Source organism: Sporolactobacillus sp. THM19-2 (assembly GCF_004153195.1).
Lineage (GTDB): Bacteria > Bacillota > Bacilli > Bacillales > Sporolactobacillaceae > Sporolactobacillus.
This window is the reverse complement of the sequence record NZ_SEMC01000004.1, coordinates 79744-102871: the sequence shown is the minus strand read 5'-3', so window position 1 is coordinate 102871 and position 23128 is coordinate 79744. Positions and strand designations below refer to the sequence as shown.

Annotated in this window: 27 protein-coding genes; 5 read left to right on the top strand and 22 right to left on the bottom strand. The window is 45.2% G+C overall.

Annotation, left to right across the window (positions count from 1 at the left end; all coding sequences use genetic code 11):
• Positions 1 to 23: 23 nt before the first annotated feature.
• The 22 genes from trpC to EWH91_RS05025 form a co-directional block, all read right to left on the bottom strand.
• Positions 24 to 818, bottom strand: coding sequence for an indole-3-glycerol phosphate synthase TrpC (gene trpC / locus EWH91_RS05130; RefSeq protein WP_129928955.1), 795 nt, complete (start codon positions 816 to 818; stop codon positions 24 to 26).
• The gene (gene trpD, locus EWH91_RS05125) at positions 811 to 1836 is read right to left on the bottom strand and encodes an anthranilate phosphoribosyltransferase (protein WP_129928954.1); all 1026 of its coding nucleotides are present in this window, start codon (positions 1834 to 1836) and stop codon (positions 811 to 813) included. The genes trpC and trpD overlap by 8 nt, the downstream gene beginning before the upstream one ends.
• A gap of 309 nt (positions 1837 to 2145) precedes the next feature.
• Positions 2146 to 2931, bottom strand: a complete 786-nt coding sequence (locus tag EWH91_RS05120; RefSeq protein ID WP_129928953.1) for a CheR family methyltransferase — start codon at positions 2929 to 2931, stop codon at positions 2146 to 2148.
• An 18-nt stretch (positions 2932 to 2949) separates the two neighbouring features.
• Positions 2950 to 3369 (bottom strand): nucleoside-diphosphate kinase, encoded by a 420-nt coding sequence (gene ndk, locus EWH91_RS05115; RefSeq protein WP_129928952.1) that lies wholly within the window; start codon positions 3367 to 3369, stop codon positions 2950 to 2952.
• A 77-nt stretch (positions 3370 to 3446) separates the two neighbouring features.
• Positions 3447 to 4415 carry a polyprenyl synthetase family protein gene (locus EWH91_RS05110; RefSeq protein WP_129928951.1) on the bottom strand — a complete coding sequence of 323 codons (969 nt, stop codon included), beginning with the start codon at positions 4413 to 4415 and terminating at the stop codon, positions 3447 to 3449.
• Positions 4416 to 4420: 5 nt separating this feature from the next.
• Positions 4421 to 5140, bottom strand: a complete 720-nt coding sequence (locus tag EWH91_RS05105) for a demethylmenaquinone methyltransferase (RefSeq protein WP_129928950.1) — start codon at positions 5138 to 5140, stop codon at positions 4421 to 4423.
• Between the two features lie 7 nt (positions 5141 to 5147).
• The gene (locus EWH91_RS05100) at positions 5148 to 5936 is read right to left on the bottom strand and encodes a heptaprenyl diphosphate synthase component 1 (RefSeq protein WP_165364245.1); all 789 of its coding nucleotides are present in this window, start codon (positions 5934 to 5936) and stop codon (positions 5148 to 5150) included.
• A 43-nt stretch (positions 5937 to 5979) separates the two neighbouring features.
• The gene (gene mtrB / locus EWH91_RS05095) at positions 5980 to 6210 is read right to left on the bottom strand and encodes a trp RNA-binding attenuation protein MtrB (RefSeq protein WP_129928948.1); all 231 of its coding nucleotides are present in this window, start codon (positions 6208 to 6210) and stop codon (positions 5980 to 5982) included.
• Between the two features lie 406 nt (positions 6211 to 6616).
• On the bottom strand, positions 6617 to 6889 hold the full coding sequence (locus tag EWH91_RS05090) for an HU family DNA-binding protein (protein ID WP_129928947.1): 273 nt from the start codon (positions 6887 to 6889) through the stop codon (positions 6617 to 6619).
• 257 nt (positions 6890 to 7146) lie between these two features.
• Positions 7147 to 8625, bottom strand: coding sequence for a stage IV sporulation protein A (gene spoIVA / locus EWH91_RS05085; RefSeq protein WP_129929080.1), 1479 nt, complete (start codon positions 8623 to 8625; stop codon positions 7147 to 7149).
• A gap of 427 nt (positions 8626 to 9052) precedes the next feature.
• The gene (locus EWH91_RS05080) at positions 9053 to 9316 is read right to left on the bottom strand and encodes a stage VI sporulation protein F (RefSeq protein WP_129928946.1); all 264 of its coding nucleotides are present in this window, start codon (positions 9314 to 9316) and stop codon (positions 9053 to 9055) included.
• Between the two features lie 59 nt (positions 9317 to 9375).
• Entirely contained in the window at positions 9376 to 10428 is a 1053-nt protein-coding gene (locus tag EWH91_RS05075; protein ID WP_129928945.1) for an NAD(P)H-dependent glycerol-3-phosphate dehydrogenase, read from the bottom strand.
• Positions 10429 to 10474: 46 nt separating this feature from the next.
• Positions 10475 to 11077 carry a glycerol-3-phosphate 1-O-acyltransferase PlsY gene (gene plsY, locus EWH91_RS05070; RefSeq protein ID WP_129928944.1) on the bottom strand — a complete coding sequence of 201 codons (603 nt, stop codon included), beginning with the start codon at positions 11075 to 11077 and terminating at the stop codon, positions 10475 to 10477.
• Between the two features lie 15 nt (positions 11078 to 11092).
• Positions 11093 to 12409, bottom strand: coding sequence for a ribosome biogenesis GTPase Der (der, locus tag EWH91_RS05065; protein WP_129928943.1), 1317 nt, complete (start codon positions 12407 to 12409; stop codon positions 11093 to 11095).
• Between the two features lie 95 nt (positions 12410 to 12504).
• On the bottom strand, positions 12505 to 13668 hold the full coding sequence (gene rpsA, locus EWH91_RS05060) for a 30S ribosomal protein S1 (RefSeq protein WP_129928942.1): 1164 nt from the start codon (positions 13666 to 13668) through the stop codon (positions 12505 to 12507).
• 70 nt (positions 13669 to 13738) lie between these two features.
• Positions 13739 to 14347: a lysophospholipid acyltransferase family protein gene (locus EWH91_RS05055; protein ID WP_129928941.1), complete on the bottom strand. Its 609-nt coding sequence runs from the start codon at positions 14345 to 14347 to the stop codon at positions 13739 to 13741.
• Positions 14344 to 15021, bottom strand: a complete 678-nt coding sequence (gene cmk / locus EWH91_RS05050; RefSeq protein ID WP_129928940.1) for a (d)CMP kinase — start codon at positions 15019 to 15021, stop codon at positions 14344 to 14346. Before cmk ends, EWH91_RS05055 begins: the two co-directional genes overlap by 4 nt.
• A gap of 80 nt (positions 15022 to 15101) precedes the next feature.
• Positions 15102 to 15809: a flagellar brake protein gene (locus EWH91_RS05045; RefSeq protein ID WP_129928939.1), complete on the bottom strand. Its 708-nt coding sequence runs from the start codon at positions 15807 to 15809 to the stop codon at positions 15102 to 15104.
• 109 nt (positions 15810 to 15918) lie between these two features.
• Positions 15919 to 17244 carry a germination protein YpeB gene (gene ypeB / locus EWH91_RS05040; protein ID WP_129928938.1) on the bottom strand — a complete coding sequence of 442 codons (1326 nt, stop codon included), beginning with the start codon at positions 17242 to 17244 and terminating at the stop codon, positions 15919 to 15921.
• A 12-nt stretch (positions 17245 to 17256) separates the two neighbouring features.
• Positions 17257 to 18057: a spore cortex-lytic enzyme gene (gene sleB / locus EWH91_RS05035; protein WP_129929079.1), complete on the bottom strand. Its 801-nt coding sequence runs from the start codon at positions 18055 to 18057 to the stop codon at positions 17257 to 17259.
• A gap of 213 nt (positions 18058 to 18270) precedes the next feature.
• Positions 18271 to 19554 (bottom strand): Glu/Leu/Phe/Val family dehydrogenase, encoded by a 1284-nt coding sequence (locus EWH91_RS05030; RefSeq protein ID WP_129928937.1) that lies wholly within the window; start codon positions 19552 to 19554, stop codon positions 18271 to 18273.
• A 105-nt stretch (positions 19555 to 19659) separates the two neighbouring features.
• Complete coding sequence (locus tag EWH91_RS05025; RefSeq protein WP_129928936.1) at positions 19660 to 20277, bottom strand: genetic competence negative regulator; 618 nt, start codon at positions 20275 to 20277, stop codon at positions 19660 to 19662.
• A 283-nt stretch (positions 20278 to 20560) separates the two neighbouring features.
• Between EWH91_RS05025 and EWH91_RS05020 the strand changes: the two genes are divergently transcribed.
• The 5 genes from EWH91_RS05020 to EWH91_RS14970 all read left to right on the top strand — a co-directional run bounded on the left by EWH91_RS05020 (position 20561) and on the right by EWH91_RS14970 (position 23119).
• Positions 20561 to 20785 carry a spore coat associated protein CotJA gene (locus EWH91_RS05020; protein WP_240697260.1) on the top strand — a complete coding sequence of 75 codons (225 nt, stop codon included), beginning with the start codon at positions 20561 to 20563 and terminating at the stop codon, positions 20783 to 20785.
• A gap of 15 nt (positions 20786 to 20800) precedes the next feature.
• Entirely contained in the window at positions 20801 to 21061 is a 261-nt protein-coding gene (locus EWH91_RS05015) for a spore coat protein CotJB (RefSeq protein WP_326407524.1), read from the top strand.
• A gap of 63 nt (positions 21062 to 21124) precedes the next feature.
• Positions 21125 to 21694, top strand: coding sequence for a manganese catalase family protein (locus tag EWH91_RS05010; protein WP_129928934.1), 570 nt, complete (start codon positions 21125 to 21127; stop codon positions 21692 to 21694).
• An 84-nt stretch (positions 21695 to 21778) separates the two neighbouring features.
• Complete coding sequence (locus EWH91_RS05005; protein ID WP_129928933.1) at positions 21779 to 22213, top strand: IS3 family transposase; 435 nt, start codon at positions 21779 to 21781, stop codon at positions 22211 to 22213.
• A gap of 393 nt (positions 22214 to 22606) precedes the next feature.
• The gene (locus EWH91_RS14970; protein ID WP_129928932.1) at positions 22607 to 23119 is read left to right on the top strand and encodes a DUF1648 domain-containing protein; all 513 of its coding nucleotides are present in this window, start codon (positions 22607 to 22609) and stop codon (positions 23117 to 23119) included.
• The last annotated feature ends 9 nt before the right edge of the window (positions 23120 to 23128 follow it).

Sequence of the window (23128 nt, the reverse complement as noted above, 5' to 3'; positions counted from 1 at the left end):
TGAATGAATGATTGCCACAATATTTAAGTAGAGGACGCAATGTCGTTCACTTCCCCGCCGAACAGATCACGAATTTTATCAGATGGCGAATGGGCACGGATTAGAGTTTCTCCGACAAGAGCGGCATCGGCACCACACATTTTCAGATAGTTTACATCATCTGCCCTGCGCACACCGGATTCAGCAATGAAAATCACATCATCGGGAATCAGTTTGCGGATTTGCTCCGTCACGGTAAGATCCGTTTTGAACGTTTTCAGATTGCGGTTATTGGCACCCATTATCTCCGGTGTGAAAAGGGACAGAACAGCATCTGCCTCCTCCGGCCGATGCACCTCTACCAGGCACTCAATATGACGTTCCTGTGCAGCCAGATACAACTCATGTAATTGGTTCAGATCAAGTGCGGCAGCAATTAATAAAATGGCATCTGCCCCGGCACGGTCCGCCTCCTCAATCTGCCGGTCATCGATGATGAAATCCTTTCTCAGGACAGGAAGTGAAACGGATTGTACGACTTTGACCAGATTCTCCAGCGAACCATGAAAATACGTTCGGTCTGTGAGCACGCTGATAGCATCCGCACCCGCCTGTTCATAGGATCCAGCGATCGCAGCCGGATCAAGTTGCTTTCTGAAAAAGCCTTTTGAAGGAGAGGCCTGTTTGACTTCGGCAATTAATCCGAGGGCATGCCGCGGATGACCGAGTGCCTTTTTCAGTGAACGCTTCTTTCGTCTGATTAACCTCTCCGGCATTTGAAACCGGGACAGCTCTTCTTTTTTGGTTGTCATAATCTTTCCCAGAAAATCTTCAGGCATGAGTGGTCACACCTGCTTCATGACGCAGAAGATCAAGCTGTTTCATGCCTTTTCCTGAATCAATCGCTTCAGCAGCTTCATGCACACCTTCTGCAATTGAAGCAGTCTCGCCGGCCACAAAAAGAGCCGCTCCGGTGTTCAGCAAAATCGCATTTACTGCCGACTGGTTATCTGTGTTCCCGGACAGTACAGCTTCAATCAGCCTCGCACTTTCTTCCGGATTGTTGACTTTGATCTCATCCAGATGACCACGTTTCAGACCGACATCTTCAGGCGTCAGTGTAAAAGGACTTGCGGTATTTCCTTCGATCAGGAAACCGTTCGTGCGACCACCAATCGTCAATTCATCCATGCCATCCTCTCCGGTAACAACCAGGGTACGTGTTGATCCAAGATGAATGATCGCATCCGCATAGGCTTTGGCTGCGTCTCTGCTGTAAACACCCAGCAGCTGACGCCCTGGACCCGCCGGATTCGTCAGGGGACCAAGTAAATTGAATATTGTCCGGAAACCCAGCGCCTTTCGCGGCCCGACAGCATACTTCATCGAAGCATGATAAAGTGGAGCAAAAAGAAAACACATATGCGTCCGGTCAAGCAGTCCGGCCGCTTCTTCCGGAGCAGCCTGGACGGATATACCCAGCGCTTCAAGAACATCTGCTGCTCCGCTTGTTGATGAAACCGAACGATTGCCGTGCTTAGCTACATTCACACCGAGCGATGAAGCAAGAATGGCGCTTGCTGTAGAGATATTAAAGGTCGCTGTTCCGTCACCGCCTGTCCCGACGATATCAAGCAATTCCTTATTGTAGTGCAGGTGCCTGGCATGCTTTCTCATGCCTCTGACACACCCGGTCAGTTCATCTGTCGTTTCACCGCGCAGACTCAGCATAGAAAGAAATCCGGCAATCTGATCAGATGATGCCTTCCCTTCCATGAGTTCACTCATCATCTCTTCTGCTTCCCCGGCTGTCAGTGTCCGTCCTTCCGCCAGATCCTTAAGTTTTTCCTGAAACATGCTCCCACTCCTCTTTTTTTATGAGGAATGAGCATTGTGAGGTTATTGAGAGGCGAAACATAGAACATTCATTTATGCCTGCTGATCATATTAAAACCCGCAGACAGAGTGCCTGCGGGTATCATTATCGTTCATATTCACCCTCAACTCTGCTCAACTAAGCTCATTCTCTTCTGATCTTACTCTGTCGACGGTATCCTCCGATACTGTCCGGCATTGAAACTTTTCAAAGTGTAATCTCATCATAGTCAATTGATTCTGATCTGTCAATATGAAAGATGTATCATGGCTTTACAGAAGGCACGTCTGTTACTGCATCTTTTCATAGAAAAACGTTTCCGCCGGACGCAATAGATAGTGTTCGGGATGGAATATCTGCTCTGTGCTTCCGACAAAAAGAAGGCCATCTTTACGAAGTGCACCACTCAGTTTAGGATAGATGAGCCTTTTTCCTTCCTCCGTGAAGTAAATCAGTACGTTGCGGCAGACGATAAGATCGAATGTACCCGGAGCCGGGTCACTCAGCAGATTATTCTGAGAAAAACGAATGGATTTTTTCATCGAATGATTTACTGTACAGGTCATACCGTTCTGCGTGAAATAGGCCCTGCGTTCTTTTGCAGACAGTTCCTTTAAAGCAGTAGACGGATACTGTCCCTCCGATGCTTTTTGTAAAACGTCACGGTCAATGTCTGTAGCAGTAATATGAAATGCATGATCCGGTAAATACTTCTTAAGCAGTATGACGAGAGAATAGGCTTCTTCGCCTGTAGAACAGGCTGCACTCCAGACATTTAATCTCGACCGTTCAGCTGCCAGCCTGCTTATTCTCTGTTCAAGCACTGCCCAGCGCGGACGATTCCTGAAAAATTCTGTGACATTGATCGTTATCCGGTTCAGACATTCATTAAGCAGCTTTTCCGATTGCTGTAATGCATAAAAGTAGCGGACAAAAGAAGAAAACCCCCTTTTTGCCCGCAATGTACTTAAACGTCTGCGCATCTGTTCTTCTTTATAGTACACCAGGTTTATACCCGTAAGTTGCAAGAAAAGGTTTTTAAACTGTTCATAATCCGGATCTGCCGCCTGTTTCATTCCGTATCACCTGCAGATTCAGTATGTAACAAGTTCTTTTTCAGAGAAGAACAGATGGATTTCACGTGATGCACTTTCCGAAGAATCGGATCCATGAATGACATTCCGGTTAACCTTTGTCGCAAAATCGCCACGGATAGAACCTGGTGTTGCTTCCTCCGGGTCAGTTGTTCCCATCATTAACCGGGAAAGTTTGATAATATTATCCCCCTCCCATACCATAGCAAAAACGGGGCCGGACGTCATAAAAGTGATCAGATCCTGATAGAAGGGACGGCCTTCATGTTCCTTATAATGCTTTCTGACGAGTTCATCAGATATGTTCATCAGTTTCCCCGCAACCATTTTAAATCCCTTCGCTTCAAATCGTGCGATAATTTGTCCTATCAGTCCTCGCCGGACAGCATCGGGTTTGATCATAAGAAAGGTTCTTTCCATCTTACTTAGATTCCTCCTTGTAGACAATACTTTTCTTTATGATGATTTTCATGTATGTATCCAGATTTTAAAAGCAGTTAATATTTTCTTTCACCGACATAAGCGGTCATTTCCCTTAATAATCCAGTCACCTTTTGATCCGGCAATTCGTCGAGTATTCCCTCCGCTTTTCTTAAATAGCGGTCACTGAGTGACTGTGCCTCCTCTATCGCCTGTGAATCTCTGATCTTTCCAATGACATCGTCCCAATCATCATCGGAGGGTTCAGCTTCAGTCAGCACTGAGACAATAGCATCATGCAGTTCAGGGTTTCTCAGAGCGTAAAATACAGGCAGGGTAATATTTCCATTTCTCAGATCACTGCCTGCCGGTTTTCCAAGCTGCCTTTCGTTACCGACAAAATCAAGGATATCATCAGTTATCTGATAACTCATACCGAGAAAATAACCGTAGTAGTAGAGTTTTCTTGACAATGAAGTGTCACATCCCGCTGCCATCGCCCCAAGCTGACAGCTAAGTGCCATCAGAATGGCTGTTTTTCGTTTAATACGGCGTAAGTATGTTCTGAGATTCTGCTTCCAGTTTCGAAGATGTCTGATTTGATCAATCTCACCAAGGCTCAGATCCCGGATGACCCTGGATATCTGCCGATGTGCTTCCGGATGGTCAAAAGCTGAAATTAATTTAATGGCACACGCAAAGATATAGTCCCCTGTAAAAATTGCGACACGATTATCCCATTTTGCTTTTACAGTGGGTCTTCCACGACGGAGTTCTGAGTTATCAACCACATCGTCATGAACCAGAGAGGCCATATGGATCAACTCGAGCATCACCGCGGAAACGCTTACTTCAGGTCGACCCGGATCACCGTATCGAGAGGCCATCAAAGCGAGCATAGGGCGTATTCGCTTCCCTCCTGCACGGAGTAACTCGAGGCCCGCTTCATGCAGTAATGGGTGCGGCGCTTCAAGAGCCATTTCCAGATATTTCTCGATCGTTTTCAGCTCTTTTTTTGTTCCTGCATAAATTTGTCCAAGAACCATATCATTCACCCTTCATCCGGTTTCTCGGCACGATGAATCGCAGCGATACCGCCCATCAATGAACGGATCGTGACATGTGTAAACCCCGCCTCGTAAAACAAGCGCGCCAGAGTATCCCTGTCCGGAAATTTCATTGTTGATTCGTTTAGCCAGGCGTACTCTTTGTAACTTCCGGCAAACAGTTTCCCAAGAAGAGGCATGACGTACTTGAAATAAAAAAAGTACAATTGTCTGTATACAGGAATGTTTGGCTTTGATGTTTCGAGACAGACAAGTACACCTCCCGGTTTGAGCACTCTTCTGATTTCCCGGAGAACAGTCAGGTAATCCGGTACATTTCGCAGGCCAAACCCGATGGTTGCACGGTCAAACTGGCTGTCTTCATAGGGAATGGCCATCGCATCTCCGTTTACGAGTGTAATGTTTTCCAGCTGCGTTGCCATGATCTTTGATCTTGCCACTTTCAGCATATTGTCACTAAAATCAAGTCCGATGACATGGCCGTTCTTTCCAACATCCTCTGCAAGTTGCATCGTCCAGTCTCCGGTTCCGCAGCATACGTCAATACATGTCGAACCTGACTCCGCCGCTACAGCTTCATCTGCTATCTTTCTCCAGGTTTTGTGACGATTAAAACTGATCAGTGAGTTCATCGTATCGTATTTCCTGTAAATCGTCTGAAACACCTGATGGACCTTTTTGTGTTTCTGATCCTGTTCATTCATTTCCCCATTATTCCTCTCCTGCTGTACACCGGCAAATCGTGTTTAACCGACTGCTTAGATCTGTTATCAAATCAGAGAAGCCGCCACCGGGTATCATGGAACGTTTTATTCGTTCATTAAACCGGGCTTCTGCTCTTTTTATTTCCTCATTCATCAGCTGCCGAAGTACTGCCCGATCATCAGTTATATGATCAGACAGAAAACGGAATAAAAATGAATCATAACCATTTTTCTGCTGAAGCATATCATTCTTTGAAAGCAATTTACACAGAAAAAAGTCACTTAAGGCAGGGACGAGCCAGTCATATCCCAGTTTAGCAGCGACATGTGAAATAAGGGCACTCTCAATTCTTGCCAGAATCTGAACAGTTTGCGTCCAGCTGAGGCGGTGCGCAGGGTAATAGAGCCTGCACTTTTCCGTATTGTAGTTCTGAATGGCTTCAGCCACCCACTCCACAATTTCCATGTCACCCGTACGTGACAGGATGTAATAATAAAGGGCGCTGTAATAATCTCCGGCAAGTACGGTAAGCTGACTTTTCTTTATGGCATCTGCCTCACCCGGTAATGTAACAGCCATCTTATCATGTGTTTTTAATCCTGTCTCGGCAATCATGACACTTTTCGTGCATTTTTCCGGTTGTTCTGTACGTTTCTGATAACTGAACAGGAAATAATAAATCAACACTTTATCCTGGTCAATCTCTGGCCGGGATAAATAGCTGTCGACATATGGATGACTCAGGTCATGCTTCAGTTCACTCAGCAAAACTCCGATCCGGTTTGTATCAAGCATGGTACTCCCCCATTCCATGTACATTCTAAAATGAGTCATCTGATCATTCAGAATGGATCGTCCCGTGTTTTGTCTGAATCATTGCTTTTCCGTGAACCTTAATTGCTGAGGTATGTTCGGTGAATTGGGCGATCATCACTTCCCCCTGGTCCAGTTTTTCAGTGTGAAAGAATCGTGTCTCAGCCCCTCTTGTCAGGCCAATCACATTCACTCCGTCCTCTTCGGCTTTCACAACAAAATAATCACCCAGAACTTCCTCGTTCCTGATGTCCAAGATAAACACCTTCTCTTCTGAAAAATTCGCTCAAATAATATCGATTGATGCAAAAGTGACCGTTTTTATATGAATGGCAAACTTCAGATGTTATCCATTTAAACTGCTCACACATACGGCAGAAAGCCATCGTGCGACCGCTTCCACCAGGCACACAGGACAAGCTCTAAAGCGGAACAGGCAGCACCTGTTTCCATCTTTTCATGCGCCGCTGTATTATCGGACCTGCTCAGTCCGGATGAACGAAATTTGATTGCTGTCACTCATTAGAAAATTCTAGCATATAAAAACAGCAAATGTAAAGAAAACGGCATCATTCGTATGTAACCAGGTTTCTACATAAACTTTGTAAAAAAGGACCATCTTTGCGATGGCCCCCTCTCTCACGTCCTATGTATCCATCAGATCATTGGACGGCTTCTTTCAATGCCTTACCAGGCTTAAATGCCGGAACTTTGCTTGCTTTGATTTCGATTTCCTCACCAGTCTGAGGATTGCGGCCCTTTCGAGCTGCACGCTCACGAACTTCAAAGTTGCCAAATCCGATTAATTGAACTTTGCTTCCATCTTTTAATACATCTGCAATGGTTGACAGAACAGAATCAACAGCTTTAGTTGCATCCTTCTTGGATAATTCTGCGGATTCTGCTACAGCAGAAATCAATTCAGTCTTATTCAACACTTTCACCTCCTTAAAAAGGAATCAAGTTCCTTTTTGTGCTGGAAGAAACATCAACAACGCTTATATTATACGATGTGATGGAATAATTCAACAGCTTTTATTAAAATATTACCATATTTGAACGCTTTTAACCCCGGCAAGGTAAAAAACATGTACTTTCAACCATTCCATAGTTTCACCGTCTATTTCTCACACAGGAATGAGCAAAATAAAAAGCTCCGTTTCCGGAGCCTCTGACAGATCGTTCAGCTGTCCTACAGGATAATAGCGATCAGTCCGCCCGATCCCTCGTTTATTATCCGTTCAAGCGTTTCTTTGAGTTTATATCGTGCATTTTCGGGCATTAAGGCGAGCTTGGCAGATATGCCTTCACGTACAATAGAATTCAGTGACCGTCCGAATATATCTGAGTTCCAGATGGACAGCGGATCATCTTCAAAATCCTGCATCAGATATCGAACCAGTTCTTCACTTTGCTTCTCGGTTCCGATAATCGGTGCAAATTCAGACTCCACATCCACCTTAATCATATGAATTGAAGGGGCAACTGCCTTCAGACGGACACCAAAACGTGATCCCTGCCGGATAATTTCCGGCTCATCGAGGCTCATATCATTAATCGATGGGGCAGCAATACCGTAACCGGTCTGTTTTACCATTTTAAGAGCTTCAGACACCTGATCATACTCTCTTTTGGCATGAACGAAATCCTGCATCAGCTGCAGAAGGTGATCTTTACCTCTGATTTCGACGCCGACGACTTCCTTCAGAACCTGGTCATACAGGTTATCCGGGGCATGAAGGTCAATTTCCGCTGTTCCCTTCCCCATCTCAATGCCGGAAAGCTGTGCATTTTCGATAAAGTCATATTCTCCGAATGTACCCACAACGCGATCAACATCACGAAGACGTTTAATATCTTTAACCGTATCCTTTACCGCGTCTTCATAACTCTGTCTCAGCCAGTGATCTTCCTTCAGCACCATCACCCAGCTCGGCAGGTTGACATTAACCTCCAGAACCGGGAACTCGAACAACGTTTCTCGAAGAATATTGTTGATATCATGCTCGCTCATATTCTCAACACTTTGTGAGAGAACCGGGATGTCATACTTCTCAGACAGATCTCTGCGTAATGCTTCTGTCTCAGGGTGGAACGGATGAGATGAATTAATGATCAGGATAAAAGGTTTGCCCACTTCTTTCAGCTCGTCGACAATTCGTTCTTCAGCCTCTACATAGTCCTCTCTCCCGATTTCACCAATGGATCCATCAGTTGTGATTACAACACCCAGTGTCGAGTGTTCCTGAATCACTTTTCTTGTTCCAATTTCCGCTGCTTCCTGAAATGGGATCGGTTCGTCATACCACGGCGTATGAACCATCCTGGGCCCGTTCTCATCTTCAAATCCTTTTGCTCCCTTAACTGCATAGCCCACGCAGTCCACGACCCGGATATTGACCTCAAGCCCTTCTTCTACGGTCACAGTCACCGCATGATTCGGGACAAATTTTGGCTCAGTGGTCATGATCTGCTTACCGGCAGCACTCTGTGGCAGCTCATCCTGAGCACGTACACGATCTGCCTCATTATCAATGTTCGGCAGAACGACCAGTTCCATAAACTTTTTGATAAAAGTTGATTTACCCGTTCGGACCGCTCCGACGACTCCAAGATAGATATCTCCGCCGGTTCTTTCAGCGATGTCTTTAAAGATGTCCACTCGTTCCAGTTTTTCTAAAGTTTGCACCCTCCCGCTCCTCCTTCTGTCGATGACTCTCCGTGATAGTTCTATGCATATGAATTTGTCCATCGATTATGCCAAGAAATTCATCACGGACCGAAGAAGTGAGGCAGTCATGTGCATGAAGAATGAAGAAAAGCCGGCCGACTTTTATACGTCGAAAGGCACCGCGGGAACTTCTTTTTTCTGAACCTTTTCCCCGCAAAAGTTTTATACTTTCTTAAAGTATGAATAAAGGCACAGTGAAAATGATCGGCAGATGGAAACGCCGCAAAAAAAGAAGGGGAAAACATGGAATGTTTTCTCCCCGGGTTTGACTAAGCCCTTCCACGCCATTCAGCTCTCACAGAAAAATTGACACACGCTATAGCTTATGCTAATCCTGCCCGGCATGTCGCTGACTCCGGCCCATTGTTTACCTGTTCTGGCCGAATAATTTCGATAGTGTCGACAAATTGCCGGGTACATTGCCCGAAGTAATCGCTTTAACGAGTGCATCCTCTTTTTCCTTCGTTACTGCTACTCCGGCTGTCTTCCCGATCCGGTTAATCAGCTGCCGTACGACTTCGGGATTGCTGAAATCTGCGTTTGATACAGAATTTGCAATGTTTACAATATCCTCTTTCTTAACTTGAGTCTTTTTTTCAATGTTATCAAAGAATGAATGATTCGGATCCACTGAACGTCCTCCTTTACCCCGCTTTCTTTATATCGTATGCGCGAGAGGAGGTCATGTGCTCATTGCTCACGTTCTTCCGGCCTGCGATCTGGCAGGCTGTTATAAATGGCAGCGATCTCATCTTTCTTGTCACGGCCCATTAATTCATCCACAGCCTCTTTCGGATCTTTTCCTTCGAAAAGGACATTGAATATTTCCACAGTGATCGGCATCTCCACATGTTCTTTTTTCGAAAGGGTATAGGCGGCCTCAGCTGTACGTACGCCTTCGACAACCATTCCCATATGATCCAGGATCTCCTGAAGTTTCTTTCCCTTTCCCAGCATATTCCCTGCCCGCCAGTTCCTGCTGTGTTTGCTCGTACAGGTGACAATCAAATCACCCATGCCTGTCAGGCCGATGAAGGTAAGCGGGTGTGCACCCAGTTTCGTTCCAAGTCTTGAAATTTCTGCAAGGCCTCTGGTAATCAGAGCTGCTTTCGCATTATCCCCATAACCGAGGCCATCTGAAATGCCTGCGCCAAGAGCAATAATGTTTTTCAATGCGCCGCCAATCTCAACACCGATGACATCTTCATTGGTGTAGACACGAAAATAGGAATTAAAAAACAAATCCTGAACATGTTTTGCTGCCTCCGCACTGTCTGAAGCTACGGAAACGGTCGTCGGATGGCGAAGCGCTACCTCTTCGGCATGACTCGGACCGGAAAGAACAACAATTGCTTTTCTGAGTGAGTCGGGGATCTCTTCCTGAATCACTTCAGACATTCTCCTGAATGTGCCTGGTTCAATCCCCTTAACGCCGTGAATAAACAGTAAGGGGCGTTTGATGACCGTTCTAAGTTGCGTCAGTACTTCACGCATAGCTTTAGCGGGCACGACAAGTAAGACAGCCGATACTTCGTTAAGCGCTTCCACCATGTCTGCTGTCCCACAGATCTTTTCCGGAAGAGCAATCCCGGGAAGATATTTTTCATTAGTATGTTTTAATCGTATTTCATCTGCCTGATCCTTTCTGTGGCTCCATAATTGAACCGTGTATCCGTTGTCGGCAAGCACCATAGATAATGCTGTTCCCCAGCTTCCGGCGCCAATGACTGCAATCTTTTTCATACAGTTAACCACCTCTCCTGGTTTTTCACTTTACTCTGTTGTCGGATCAGACTCCGACCTTTTTATGACCTATTTTATTTTCCTTCCCATGTACAAGACGTGAAAGATTGGCTCTGTGCTGAAAGAAGGCAAGCGCCGTAATCAGTAAAGCAACAAAAATCACACTCCCAGGCAGATCGCCAAAGAGCCATGCCAGGATTGGCGTCAGGACCAGGAAAACCAGAGAGCCGACCGAAACGTATCGGGTCAGCACAATGATCAGTACCGCAGCCAGACCTGCGATCAATGCAAACAGCGGCATAATCATAAAAAATACGCCTATTGTTGTCGCAACACCTTTTCCTCCCTTAAAACCATAATAGAACGGAAAATCATGGCCGATGATGGCACAAAGCCCGGAAGCAACGACCGCCCACTCGGGTATGCCAAATGACCGGGCAATGAGAATACAGACAACACCTTTAAGGATGTCCAGTAACAGGACAGCAACAGCCGGCCCTGTCCCGAGTACACGCAGTGTGTTCGTTGCGCCTGCATTTCCGCTACCTGTTGAACGAATATCGATTTTTTTAATTTTCCTGGTTAGCAGGTAGCTGAAACTAACCGATCCGATCAAATAAGATAACACAAAAGAAACAATGCTAAGCACGTTGGTGGCACCTCTTTATTTTTCATTTTTCTTTCTGGATAATATCCGGATCGGCGTTCCGATGAAACCGAATGTGTCCCGAAAACGGTTTTTCAGGTGACGAACATATGAAAAATGCAGCAAATCCGGATCATTTACAAAGAGGACAAAAGCAGGCGGGCGGACAGCAACCTGTGCTCCATAATAGATTTTCAGCCTTTTTCCCTTATCAGATGGTGGCGGCGTCATTGCTACCGTATCCATAATACAATCATTGAGCAGACTGGTCTGAATCCGCAGGCTGTGATTTTCGGCAACGGTACAGATCATCGGCAGAAGCTGCGGCAGACGACTCCCTGTCAGCGCAGATAAAAACAGAATCGGCGCATAATCAATAAACTGGAATTCATCCCTGATCTTTTTTCGAAATGTATTCATCGTTTTTGAATCTTTCTTCACTGCATCCCATTTATTAACAATAATAATCATCGCGCGTCCGGCATCATGTGCATAGCCGGCAATTTTTTTATCCTGCTCAATAATCCCTTCTTCACCATCGATCAGTAATAGCACAACATCAGATTCTTCTATTGAACGATGTGCACGGAGGACGCTGTATTTTTCTGTTTTTTCGTAAATCCGGCCCCTGCGTCTGATCCCTGCTGTATCAACAATCACATAATTCTGTCCGTCTCTTGTAAATGGGGTATCGATGGCGTCACGTGTTGTTCCGGCAATATCACTGACAATCACACGCTCCTTACCAAGGATCGCATTGACTAAGGAGGATTTGCCGACATTCGGGCGTCCGATCACAGCGAATTTAATGATATCCTCACTTTGCTCATCCCTGTCACGATCAGGAAATTTTTCCGCGACTTTATCCAGCATGTCTCCGATTCCGATACCGTGGGCGCCTGATATGGCGAGAGGATCCCCCAGTCCGAGAGAATAGAACTCATACATCTGGTTCCTTTTTTTGTAATCATCCAGTTTGTTTACTGCAAGCACTACAGGTTTCCGTGATCGGCGAAGAATATGGGCCACTTCCTTGTCGGCATCAGTCAGTCCTGTTTGTCCGTCAACAACAAACAGAATGACATCGGATTCATCTATCGCGATCTCAACCTGCGCTCTGATCTGTGTCAGCAGAGGCTCATTGCTTATTTCAATACCCCCGGTATCTATGACGTGGAATTCATCGTTAAGCCACGTGCCGTTGCCATACAGGCGATCCCGGGTGACGCCGGGATGGTCTTCGACGATGGCCGTCCGTACGCCAACGATACGGTTAAAAATCGTGGATTTACCGACGTTAGGCCGGCCGACAATGGCCACAGTTGGTTTTGACATACTCTTCCCCCTCAACATGTATTCAGACAAAAAAGCGGAAAAAGAAGGAAATAACAGATTTCCCCCGTTTTCCGCTTTCTTTTACGTAAAAACAATTATTTGTATTTCTTCAGCTGATCGCCGATCATATCGCCCAGTGAAAAACCAGATGCGGAGTCGTCGTCGTTATTCTGAGCGTTCTGTGCGGATGTATTCTTCTGTCCGGAGGGCTGCTGCTCGCCTTCCAGTGCTTTAATACTGAGAGAAACTCTCTGATCCTCAAAGTTAACATCAAGCACTTTTACTTTGATCACCTGATTTTCAGAAAGGACTTCATCAGGGGTTCCGATATGTTCATGTGAAATCTCTGATATGTGAACAAGTCCTTCAACACCTGGAATCAGCTCAACAAATGCACCGAATGGAACCAGACGCTTAACTGTTCCTTCCAGAACATCACCGGGATGAATCTTGTCTTTTGCTGTTTCCCAGGGTCCCGGCTGCGTCGCCTTGATTGACAATGAAATCCGTTCACTTTCAGGATCAACGGAGAGCACTTTTACTTTGACCTTATCGCCTTCTGAAACGACTTCTGACGGAGTCTCCACATGATAGTGAGCAAGCTGTGATATATGGACCAGGCCGTCAACGCCGCCGATATCAACGAACGCCCCAAAGTCGGTCAGGCGCTGAACGGTACCTTCAATGACATCTCCCTCTTTAATGTTGCTCAGCGTTTCCGCTTTTTTCCTGTCCGCTTCTTCATCGAGAACGGCGCGATGTGACAGGATCACTTTACGTTTTTCCCTGTCAAGTTCAACAATTTTTACATCCAGGGGCTTGCCTTTATAGTCTGAAAAATCTTCTACGAAATGACGTTCAACAAGTGAAGCGGGAATAAATCCACGAACACCAAGATCTACGACAAGGCCACCTTTGACAACATCAGCAATTTCAACTGAGAAAGTTGTCTTGTCATTATATTTCTGTTCGAGATCATCCCATGCTTTGTCCGCATCAACTTCGCGCTTAGAGAGGACAAGTTCATCATCTTCAAGCTTTGTCACTTTAACGGTGACCTCATCACCCTCGTGAAGCATGTCGCTTACTTTTTCAACATGCAGACTGGACAGTTCACTGATTGGCAGGATACCATCCACTTTATATCCAACATCTACTAGTGCATGTTTTTCTTCAACTTTTGTTACTTTTCCGGTTTTTATGTCTCCCACTTTTAATGCGTCAAATGACGCCATTTCTTTATTTAAATCTTCAGCCATCATCCGGGACCTCCTTATTTAACGAAAACAATTACTCCTTCTTTTAACTTCTTACAAATGGGGGGTTTTGTCAAGCATATGGACCTGCCAGTGGTGAGTTATCATACTGATTTAATAAATCCTGGATATGCTCCATGATGATTTTCGAAGCTTCAGCAGATCTCATATTTTTCCCCTTCATCATATTCGTATCGATGGGTTTTCCAAAAACAACTTTGACCTTTTTTCGGAATTTGAATTTTCCTATAATGGCACAGGGGACGACTGCCGCATCAGTCTTTGTTGCAAAAAAGCCGGCACCGGACATCCCTTTTTTCAGATGCCCGTCACGATTGCGGTGACCTTCCGGAAAAATGAGAAGCGCATGTCCATCATTGAGCAAGTGGACAGCAAGCCGGATCGCTCCACGGTCCCCGGTTCCTCTTTTTATCGGAAAGGCATGCAGTCTTCTGATCAGTCTTCCGAACAATGGAATCTGAAATAATTCTGATTTGGCAACAAAACTTAATTCTCTGGAAATAGAGATACCGACAAAAGGTGGATCAAAATCTGAAATATGGTTACTGCAGATCAGCACACCTCCATGATCAGGAATATTCTCAGTCCCCTCTGCACTTATGGAAAAACACAGTCTGTAAAACCACCGCACAAGCGGTTTTCCGAATGAGTAAAGGCTCAACGTGAACGCCTCTCCTTCACGATACTGAGAATTCGTTCAACTACACCATCTACTGTCAGTGAGGTTGTGTCCAGTTCGACTGCATCATCCGCTTTGACAAGGGGGGAAACCTTTCGTTCCGTATCCTTCTGATCTCTCAGGGCAATCGCCCTTTTTAGAGACTCAAGGGAAGGGTGTCTGCCTTTTTGTTCCTCCTCTCTGAACCTGCGACTGGCACGTTCGTTCACTGATGCCTTCAAAAATATTTTAACCTGTGCATTCGGAAGAACATGCGTACCAATATCTCGCCCGTCCATAACAACATTTCGCTTCCCGGCAAGTATTCTTTGCCTGCGGACCATTTCCCTGCGTACTTCTTTATAAGAGGAGACAAGGGATACTTGTGATGAGACATCGGGATAGCGGATCTGCTCTGTCACATCTTCGCCATCAACAAGTACCCGCTGACCGTCCTCACGATGACAGAGACTGATCTCTGTTTCATCCAGTAATGCTTTCAGCGCCTCACCGCTGAGCAGATCTGTACCCGTCTTCAGAGCCTTATAAGTCAGGGAGCGATACATTGCCCCTGTATCGATATAAATAAAGCCAAGTTTTTTCGCTGCAATTTTTGCCACTGTACTTTTCCCTGCAGCGGCGGGACCGTCAATCGCAATCTGAAATAACCTTTCCATCGTCTGAATTTCTCCAATCTCCCGGGTCTTCTGTTTCTATCATTCAGCCTTATCTATTCTGATACATTCATGGTGCAATTTCAATGGTCTGAATCTGTTGCTGTCCAGGTATGTGGATGGTTTGTCTTCCATTCAAGCAATTTCCTGCGACTTTCAAGCTGTTTTTCAAAACAAAAGCGGATAATCGGCTGACGTTCTTTTTCAATTTCCGGAGCAAAGCAGATCGACGCCCTTTTCCCATGGGTTTCCTTATCGTAAAAAATCCTTACAACTTGTCCTCTGATACGGACATACCGCCTTCCATCTGAGCCATCAGGAAGGCAAAGCCAAGTAATGACACGCAGTCCCTCCGCTATTTCTGCCTCTTCAGGAAGGATAATGAGTGTCCCTCCACCGCCGATATCGCTGGTGAGTGTAATAATCGGAGGAAATTCATGTTTTTCACTGTGCACCGCTACATCCAAATTGGCTTCAACCCTGACAAAATTTCGCCTCTGCACCCTCTTGAAGTGGTCTTCACCTTCAAAGTTCAAGCATAACAGCGGGATATTCTGCCAGACTCTCCCAGACAGTCTCACATGGAAACGGAATACCTGCTCATCTTTAACATAACTGGCCATCCAATCGGTACCATTTATCCATACGGGCTTCACTCCCGTCTTCTCATCTACTGGGTAATCGACCAGAAGCTGATGCTTCTTTATATCCGCAATCCGGCACCGGTACTCGTGCATACCATCATGCTCATTATGTTCCAGTATCAGGTGTTCTCCGATTTTTAACAGCATAAGGCTTACCTCGTCAATCCGTTTTGATCCGCCATCCTCCGGCCAAACGTTTTTATTCTTCCAGAAATATTATACATGAAAAAAGAGGAAGAAAAAAACGTTTTTCTCCCTAACTGCCAAGCAGCTCTACTTTTTCCTGATCACCGGTTGTTGCATTGAACAGGATTCGGTACGTATCGTTTCCTTTTGTAGCAAAAAACTCGTAGCAGAGAATGTTCTGTAATTTCTGGTCCTGAAAAATAACCAGACGGGATTCCTGAATGTTCATATTGTCATTCAGTTTTGCCGCAACCGTTTTTTCGGAAAGCTTCGGGGAGAGCGAAATGTCGTCATATTTATTATACAAAAAGTCAGTCTGATCAAAGGCAATGATTTCACCATTATCGAGAGCGACCTTGACGCGCAGAGATGCAGGATAGACCAAAACATTCCCCCTCTTCTGAACAAATGTCATAACGGCAACTTGATTGTATTGATCACGTTTTGTCACTGCCAATGCTTTGAACGAGCGTTTGTTCAGATATTGAGCAGCATGTTCCGCAGCATCATGTAAACTTATCTTTCCCTTTCCAATCGGCCGGCTGGACATAAACCAGACGATATGTCCTCCTCTTTTTGTCACAGCACCTGAAACGGTATGACCATCGCTGGACTTAAGAGAGATTTCGAAAGCATCCACATTCGAACCCTTTCTCGTCTCGGAGACCCTGTCTACTTTGGCTCCGGAAAGCCCGGTCCATTTTTTCAGTGTGTTGATCGCCTCTTTTTTGTCAATCTTTTTTCCAGTGAGAGTCTTGAGTTTCTTTTTTTCCAGAACAATATTTTTTGGATTTTCCGGGCTGAAACTCTGAGTATAATCAGTCGCCTGTCCGTCCACCTTTTTCATTCCATCAATGAGCTGATTATCCTGATTTTGTTTCTTAGACTTCAGCGCCCACTCGACATCCATCCAGCGCAGCCGATCAGACATCACTTTTCCCTGGACCTCTCTGAGTCCATCCTTGATCGTTATCGACTCCTGATAAAGTTTCTGCAGTTCCCCGTACTCCTTGTCTGTCACCGGCCGGTTATTCTCCGACTTAACCCCTGAGTGATAAGTGAATTCACCAACATGTGAAAGAAATTCATTCGTCCGGTTAAAAGGAAGAAGAGTCAGAGGAAGCTCATTTGCCGCCGCATGTGCCAGCGCACTTAACCGCCACGTCTCGACAAGTTGCGGACGCATGGTCTCTCTTGACCGCATAGCAAGAGACATACCCAGTGATTCTTCTAATGAATCTACATAATGCGTGAGTTCATGGAACGCCTGCTGGTAGTGATTTTCTGCATGAATGGTTATGGTATTCTTCATTTTCCGTTCCTGAAATCCCCAGACTGCAAGCGCAATAATCACTGCCGCAGCACATGAGAGAATGATCCAGTATTTACGTCTCATGAAATCCCTCCCTTATTTACAAAAGATGTGCTTTCCTATTTTCTGGATCTGCGGTCGTGTCCAGATCCAGGCAGAAGTGGCCGTTTCCGGATTAAAATAGTACAGCGCTCCCTGTGAGGGATCCCAGCCGTTGATTGCGTCCATAACTGCTTTTTTGGCTGTTTCATTGGGTGTCAGCCATATCTGTCCGTCAGCAACAGCTGTAAATGCCCCGGGCTGAAAGATGACATCTGATACATTGTTAGGGAAACGCGTATCCGCTACACGGTTGATAATGACAGCTGAGACTGCCACCTGACCGATATACGGTTCTCCACGTGCTTCTCCATAAACGGCATTCGCCATCAGATTGACATCTGCCCCGGAATAGCCACGTGGAAGTTTATCAGTCGAATATTTTACCGGACTCTTTTTTGGAGCATTTTCGTGCCTTGTTTTCGCTGCTGCATCCTTTTTCACCTGCTGACTGAGGGGGGTACCTCCATAGTAGGTAAAGGTATTACCTTCCCGAAGATTCCGGTAAATATAATCTTTATCAAACCGGGAGGCCTTAACCAGTTTTTGTTTTGTCTGATAACCTGCCAGCCCATCTGCTTTCAACCCGTATCTGCTTTGAAAATTTTTCAAAGCCCAATAGGTTCCGTAACCAAAAGAACCGTCAATTTTCCCTCTGTAGAAACCGATGTACTGCAGTCTCGCCTGTAGTTCAATGACATCATCACCGGTCGCCCCCTGTGTCATGATTTGCCCGGTGAATGCGGAAACCCCTCCGCTGTGAAAGGTGAGTCCAAGCACGACCAGAAATGAACTCATGGCGGTCAGAATCAGATGCCTGGCCAATGAATAACTCCTCCTCACTGAACAGCTCATTAAAGCAGCCCATTCAGTTTTTTTTGTGAATCTCTTATAAAACACAATTATGTTTCCAAAAAATCAGTGGATTATTCAAAATTTGCAAATGAAAAACAGGGAGAGAGGCATTTTCAGTCTGCCTTTCTCCCTGTCTGTTTGCTGAGCAGGATTCGCTCATACCCATCCGCGATAACGTACAGCTTCCGCAAGACGTTCGATTCCGACCAGCAGCGCAGCTTTTTTCATGATGACTTTTCTCTCTTTTGCCGTTTCACTGACATCATGAAGTGCCCCCGTAAGAATCTGTGAGAGTTTCTTCCCGACTTCCTGGTCCGTCCAGATATTTCCCTGCAGATGACGTGCCCACTCAAGATAGGAAAAAGCCACATCACCGGCACCGGCAATGATTTCAGGAATAACAAGAATATTTTCTTCTTCGAGCATTTGCGCTCCCTTATCAGAAATGGCTCCCCCGGTTCCTTCGATGACCGCCCGTGCCCTGATCTTTTTCGCATTGGATTCAGTGATCTGATTTTCAATAGCAGCAAGAACAAGAATATCACATGGCTTCTCAAGAAGTTCTTTGTTTGTGATCGTATGTTCAAATAGTTTGGTCACGGTCCCAAAACTGTCCCGGCTGTTTAACAGCTCATCCATTTGAAGACCATCCGGATTATACAGTGCCCCATATGCATCTGAGATCCCAACGATTCTGACACCTGAATCATAAAGAGATTTGGCAATCAGACTGCCCGCACTTCCAAAGCCCTGCACAATCATTCCTGAGGACTTCAGATCCAGTCTTCTGATGTGAGCTGTTTCCCGTATAAACGAAACCATACCATCAGCGATTGCAGTATCTCTGCCTCTTAATCCGCCCAGAACAATCGGTTTTCCTGTAATAAATGACGCCGATTCTCCAGGATGTGTATTCCTGTATTCATCTGCCATCCATGACATCAACTGCGGACTGGAAAAAGGATCCATAGCAGGAATATCTTTTGCCGGTCCGATAACAGACGATATCGCACGTATATAGCCCCTCGTCAGATGTTCCAGTTCACGAAAAGACATCGTACGCGGATCACAGACTACCCCGCCTTTTGCACCACCGAATGGAAGGCTGAGAATCGAAGATTTAATTCCGTTCCACATGGATAAGGCTTTAACCTGATCCTCATTTACATCCGGATGCATCAGTACTCCGCCTTTTGTCGGTCCCACTGCATCCATATACTGTGCCCGGTATCCTGTAAATACCTGAACTTTTCCATGATCCATGCGTACCGGAATACGGACTTTCAGTATTCTTTTCGGTTCCTTCAGCAGTTCGAAGAGGTCTGAACCGTACCCCAGGATATCCATCGCATCCTGAATCATGTTCTGAACAGATGTTAAAATCTGATTATCTGTTTTTCCTCTGTTTCGGAATCCCTGCTCAGAGCGGGCCGCACTCATAAATAACACCCTTTCACCGAAATAAAATATAAATGCAGGTTCCGCCTCATAACTGCCGGATAACCTGCATATGGATGATTACAAAATAAAAGCTGAAATGCCGCATCAGGAATGTGACACTTCAGTAAAGTAATGATAAATAGTTTTAACTGCCCGGTTCTTTATCAGACATTTTCCATACTCTTCCAGCCGGTGAATAGTAATCATCGTCGTAGAACCAAATTCAGCAAGAAGCGCGATCAGAGTTTCGAGATCGACATCTTCACTAAGCTGATCCTCTTCAAAGTACAGATAATATTTATTTTCATACAGATACAGGCTGCCACCGTCAAGCTTCAGATTATGGAGCGTCGTCGATAACGAAATCACATCTTCAAAGGAATCAAACTGGTACAAAACATCCTGACTTTCGTCCATAGTGACCTGCATCTGGATATATTCGTCATCATCATAATCCTCTTGATCGTCTTCGCCATCTGACGATCTGCCGTGTGATACGATCACAACCATCCCCTGAGCGGGCAGTGAAAATACTTCCACATCGATCGGTCCGTTTGTTTCAAAACCCAGTTCATCCCCGGCTTCCAGCATCATATCACGGAAAAGCTGTTCCACCCGCGGCAGATCGTGCCACATATCTTCTTTAGAAATGCCGCGCTCTTTCAGATCGTCAAAGGTGAGAAAAATTTTTATCTTGTCACCATTCAAACGTTCCAATCGCATCGCAAACGTCCTCCTCACTGTCCAGCCTCATCGATCCGCAGATCCCTTTCTTTTTAATATATGTTTACCCGGATATTCGGTGTCTCCATAATAATGGACATGTACGGAAACAGCAATTATCAGGAACAGTATACTCTAGTGTAGTATACAACGCGGCAAGAAAAATGTACAAGTTTTTCATACCTCTGCATTCTGAAGATAGACGCATCCCGGTCTATGGCCAGGCTGTAGCAGCATATATGAACTAAGAAAGCCGTACTCGATGCAGAAAGGAATGATGGTTTTGCCGACATATCGACAGTGGGTCACACGCTTTGTCGGTCCTTTCGACCCATGCCCGCCCCTTAATCCGATTGCTTACGAAACGCCTGTACAGCTATTTCTGGGGTTTCAGCCGCCCGGAATGGAACAGTTCTCACCTGTTGAGGCCCTTTCACACGGGACACTCTGGCCGGGGCTCTATACACCTTACACAAGCCCTTATCGGCTGAACAGCGGGGAGGGATAATTTCTTATGGCAAATGTGAGTAATCTGCCGGACAGCTACTACCAGGATCTTCATGCACTCCAGGCGATTGATTTCACACTGGTTGAACTGACCCTTTACCTTGACACACATCCTGAAGATCTTGAAGCATTGAGGCAGTTCAATTCAGCAGCAAAGAAAAGTGAGGAACTTCGCGAGGCATTTGAAAGCCGCTATGGACCCCTGAGGCAGTTCGGACACAGCTATTCTGCATTCCCCTGGAGATGGAAAGAAGTACCCTGGCCGTGGCAGGTCTGAGTTTATTCGCCGACTGACAAGCCGTTAATTCTTTCCAATACAGGAAACGGGAGGAGATAGAGGTTGTGGTATTATGACAAAAAGCTCCAGTACCCTGTCAGGGTAAGCACATGCAACCCGGGTCTGGCTAAATTTCTGATTGAACAGTATGGCGGACAGGATGGAGAACTTGCGGCTGCTCTGCGTTATTTAAATCAGAGATACACCATTCCGGAACGGGTGATGGGATTGCTGAATGATATCGGAACTGAGGAATTCGCACATCTGGAAATGATTGCCACAATGGTATACAAACTGACAAAGGATGCCACCCCGCAACAGTTGAAGGAAGCAGGTCTGGGGGCACACTATGTGAACCATGGGAAGAGCGTTTATTATGAAAATGCCGCCGGTCAGGCATTTAACATTGTGGGTATTCAGTCTAAGGGAGATCCTGTTGCTGATTTATACGAAGACATTGCAGCGGAAGAAAAAGCACGGGCGACGTATCAGTGGATTATCAATGTATCAGATGATCCGGGTCTGAATGATGCACTCAGCTTTCTGAGGGAACGGGAAATTGTGCACTCACAGCGATTCCGCGAGGCTGTGGAAATTATCAAAGAAGATCAGCAGAAAAAAAGGGTATTCTGATGTATTGAGCCAAAGAAAAACTTGCCGGCGTGAACTGCCCCCCTAAAGTTGGACGAATAAAATTCAACTTTTGGGGGTTTTACTATGACCAAATACTCAACTGAGTTGAAAACGAAGATAGTTGGTGAATACCTCAAAGGAGTGGGAGCAACTCCTTGTGATCTCGAACTGATTATGGATCTTTATGCGGACGAAATCCTGAGTTATAATCTTAGTGATCATCCAGCGTTTGCTTTTACGCTAACGCCCCTTCACGAGGCTTTAGAAAAGATGCCGGTGCATATCACTACCCGCACTTACGTTCATACGGATCAGGGCTTCCGATACCAAACAGATGCTTGGCAATGTGAGCTCAAGCATCACCATGTTTATCAAAACATGTCCCGTAAGACACGAGACGAATTAGAAACGGCTTTGCGTGCTTGGATCAAGTATTATAATGAATCCAGGATCAAAGAAAAACTTGCCGGTCAAAGTCCGATTGACTATCTGATTTCAACCACCGGGCAAGTAGCATAAAATTATGTCCAACTTTTGGGATTCACATCAACGACGATGTCACGCGATGAACGCTTGATTTTAGTCGATTGGGATGATCCAGAACTTCCCATAGCGGATTTTCTCTCTCTGAATCGTTCAAGCCTCTACTACAAGCCCATTCCGCTCAGGGCTTCTCTGTGCTTTTTTAAGATTTTGCGAACACCCATTATTTTACTCGGGTTTTTCGGTAATTTTCAAGCCAAATATGTCTGAACATTATATTTACCGAATATTAGGACTAGTTAAGTAAAAATCTAATTAATATCCTTGTACCAAAGCATCTAAAAATTTTTTATTATAACAGTAAGTAATCGCTTATATAGACTTTTTCATCTTTATTTAGTACTGATCATAGATAAGGTGAGTGGGTGTATGAGTTCAAAAAAACGTCCAATTGTATCCATTTCGAAGACCACTTACGAAAAAATCCTTGATGTTACAGCAATGATGCTTTGGGTAGTGACTTATTCCTGTATCTTTTTTTTCTGGAATCATATACCTGATCGTATACCTGTCCATTTTAATGCATCCGGGGAACCCATTAGGTGGGGTAAAAGAGAAAGCATTCTTATACCATCGATTATCGGTACTTTTGTTTATCTTCTCCTTTATACGTTGAGCTGGTTTCCTCACGTTCATAATTATCCAGTCGAAATTACAAAAGAAAATGCTCGGCAAATGTATATGACTTCCAGGAAAATGTTAACCACGATAAACTGTGTTCTGACCATTCTCATAAGTGTCGGTCTATTAGTCACAGTAACAGCAGGGTATGGTAGCGCTCAGTCAATATTGTGGTTTTTACTCTTCTTGGTTGTTTCTATAATGTCGATAATCATCTATTATGTATGTAAATTTGTTAGATTAATGAACGATAAAGGCTGAGCATAAATG

What these genes read in the sequence shown, in the direction of transcription:
- EWH91_RS05110 (WP_129928951.1), bottom strand. Translation starts at nt 4,415, where the DNA reads ATGGTTCTTGGACAAATTTATGCAGGAACAAAAAAAGAGCTGAAAACG.
- cmk (WP_129928940.1), bottom strand. Translation starts at nt 15,021, where the DNA reads ATGGAAAGGTTATTTCAGATTGCGATTGACGGTCCCGCCGCTGCAGGG.
- sleB (WP_129929079.1), bottom strand. Translation starts at nt 18,057, where the DNA reads ATGAGTTCATTTCTGGTCGTGCTTGGACTCACCTTTCACAGCGGAGGG.
- trpC (WP_129928955.1), bottom strand. Translation starts at nt 818, where the DNA reads ATGCCTGAAGATTTTCTGGGAAAGATTATGACAACCAAAAAAGAAGAG.
- EWH91_RS05100 (WP_165364245.1), bottom strand. Translation starts at nt 5,936, where the DNA reads ATGCTTGATACAAACCGGATCGGAGTTTTGCTGAGTGAACTGAAGCAT.
- trpD (WP_129928954.1), bottom strand. Translation starts at nt 1,836, where the DNA reads ATGTTTCAGGAAAAACTTAAGGATCTGGCGGAAGGACGGACACTGACA.
- EWH91_RS05045 (WP_129928939.1), bottom strand. Translation starts at nt 15,809, where the DNA reads ATGCTGTTAAAAATCGGAGAACACCTGATACTGGAACATAATGAGCAT.
- ypeB (WP_129928938.1), bottom strand. Translation starts at nt 17,244, where the DNA reads ATGAGACGTAAATACTGGATCATTCTCTCATGTGCTGCGGCAGTGATT.
- EWH91_RS05105 (WP_129928950.1), bottom strand. Translation starts at nt 5,140, where the DNA reads ATGAATGAACAGGATCAGAAACACAAAAAGGTCCATCAGGTGTTTCAG.
- der (WP_129928943.1), bottom strand. Translation starts at nt 12,409, where the DNA reads ATGTCAAAACCAACTGTGGCCATTGTCGGCCGGCCTAACGTCGGTAAA.
- EWH91_RS05005 (WP_129928933.1), top strand. Translation starts at nt 21,779, where the DNA reads ATGACCAAATACTCAACTGAGTTGAAAACGAAGATAGTTGGTGAATAC.
- EWH91_RS05120 (WP_129928953.1), bottom strand. Translation starts at nt 2,931, where the DNA reads ATGAAACAGGCGGCAGATCCGGATTATGAACAGTTTAAAAACCTTTTC.
- EWH91_RS14970 (WP_129928932.1), top strand. Translation starts at nt 22,607, where the DNA reads ATGAGTTCAAAAAAACGTCCAATTGTATCCATTTCGAAGACCACTTAC.
- ndk (WP_129928952.1), bottom strand. Translation starts at nt 3,369, where the DNA reads ATGGAAAGAACCTTTCTTATGATCAAACCCGATGCTGTCCGGCGAGGA.
- rpsA (WP_129928942.1), bottom strand. Translation starts at nt 13,668, where the DNA reads ATGGCTGAAGATTTAAATAAAGAAATGGCGTCATTTGACGCATTAAAA.
- EWH91_RS05075 (WP_129928945.1), bottom strand. Translation starts at nt 10,428, where the DNA reads ATGAAAAAGATTGCAGTCATTGGCGCCGGAAGCTGGGGAACAGCATTA.
- EWH91_RS05025 (WP_129928936.1), bottom strand. Translation starts at nt 20,277, where the DNA reads ATGCGATTGGAACGTTTGAATGGTGACAAGATAAAAATTTTTCTCACC.
- EWH91_RS05030 (WP_129928937.1), bottom strand. Translation starts at nt 19,554, where the DNA reads ATGAGTGCGGCCCGCTCTGAGCAGGGATTCCGAAACAGAGGAAAAACA.